The sequence below is a fragment of the Paenibacillus agricola genome (assembly GCF_011440305.1).
In the GTDB taxonomy this organism is placed as follows: Bacteria; Bacillota; Bacilli; order Paenibacillales; family NBRC-103111; genus Paenibacillus_S; species Paenibacillus_S agricola.
Genome location: NZ_JAAOIW010000049.1, coordinates 4,534 through 6,312 on the forward strand (window position 1 = coordinate 4,534; position 1,779 = coordinate 6,312).

General features: G+C 48.3%; 2 protein-coding genes. Both read left to right on the plus strand.

All coding sequences use genetic code 11. The features are described from left to right. A partial coding sequence (locus tag G9U52_RS38715; protein ID WP_166158767.1) for an extracellular solute-binding protein occupies positions 1-1,501 on the plus strand: 1,501 nt, incomplete at its 5' end. Between the two features lie 76 nt (positions 1,502-1,577). Next, a partial coding sequence (locus G9U52_RS38720; protein WP_207953484.1) for a hypothetical protein occupies positions 1,578-1,779 on the plus strand: 202 nt, incomplete at its 3' end.

Consider the following 1,779-nt stretch of genomic DNA (forward strand, 5'->3'; position numbering starts at 1 on the left):
TTTGCAGAAGTCCGGGTTGCCCATCGTCAACCAGCCCATTTCGCTCACGTTCTTCACAGGCAAGGCGGCGACCAATGGCAATAATTTCGAGGAAACGACGTTATGGAAAGAATATGCGAAGATGTCCAACATCAACGTTAAGTTTCAGTTGGTCCCTTTCGAAAATTTGACAGAGAAACGCAATCTGGCCTTGGCCGGAGGCGACTATCCCGACGCTTTTTATTCTTCCCGCGTACCTGCTTCAGATTTGATGAAATACGGTGCACAGGGAATATTCGTGAAGCTGAACGACTTGATCGTCAAATATGCCCCCAATTTTAATAAGCTGATGGATAAATACCCGGATCTGAAAAAAGGGCTGACGATGCCGGATGGCTCCATCTATTCGTTCCCCTCCTTTTACAGCCCGGACTTCCTGTCGATGCTGATTGGAACTCCGCTATGGGTTAAACAGGAGTGGCTGGATAAGCTCAAGATAAAGGAGCCTGCAACGACAGAGGAACTGTACCAATATTTGAAGGCAGTTAAGGAAACCGATCTGAATGGAAATGGGCAGGCTGATGAAATTCCTTATGCTGGAGAGGGTATCAACCCGCTGATCGAACAAATTAGGGGTGCATGGGGATACGGAAACCGCGGCTTGGGACATAAATTCGTCGACGTGGATCCGAAAACGAACGAGCTGCGCTTCTTCCGTACCGATGCCAAATACAAAGAAGTTATCGAATATGTTCGCAGGCTGTACACGGAGGGTCTGATTGATAAAGAAATCTTCACCGTCAAGACAAGCGCTTTGTATGCCAAAGGACAGAAGGGTATTTTTGGCGCCACCATCAACCCGAATCCGATGACACAGATGAATCAGCCGGGCTATATGGGGCTTGGAGCGCTGAAGGGTCCTTATGGTGATCAACTGTATACGCATATTAAAGTGCCTGTAGTATGGCCCGGATCATTTGTCATTACCGACAAAAACAAAAATGTCGAAGCGACGATTCGCTGGATTGACCATTTCTATGGCGACGAAGGGGCTACGTTCTATTTCATGGGCATTGAGGGGGAAACGTACCGCAAAGCAGCCGACGGCAAGCTGGAATTCGTGGAAAATATTATGAAAAACCCGAATGGGCTAACGATGGATCAGGCACTGGCTAAACACATCACCTGGTTGGGAGGCAGCTATCCGGGCTTCGTGCAGGAGAAATATTTTAAAGGGTCCGAGACGCTGCCGGAGTCGATGGCAGTTGGTAAAAAAGCAGAACCGTTCAAAGTTAAAGAGCTGTGGAACAACTTTAACTTCACTGAGGAAGAAACCGAATTCAGGTCCACGGTGGGGACGGATATGCATACTTACATCGGTGAGATGGAAGCAAAGTTCATCACCGGCTCCCAGCCGATGTCCGAATGGGATAAATATGTGGCAACCGTACAAAAAATGGGCATGGATGAGTATATGAACGGCTACAAGAAAGCATACGAACGCTATAAAAATACGAAGTAAGAGCAGGTAGTCTACAGGAGGAAGCGATCAAGACGCTCCCTCCTGTTAGTTATGGATAAGAGAGGGGTTTATAAGGATGGAATTCAAGTTCAGGATCGCTGCAGCACCAAGATGGTGCGTATTGGCCCTCCTTACCCTGCTGCTTGCAGCATGCACGCAAGCTCCAATGCAGACGCAGCCCGCTAATGTACCCAATCCGTTGCCGCCGTCTCCGGTAACAGATCAAAAAATCGCCTCTATCAGCCAAAGCATAGTGCCTTCGCTGCAGAAGCTCGAAG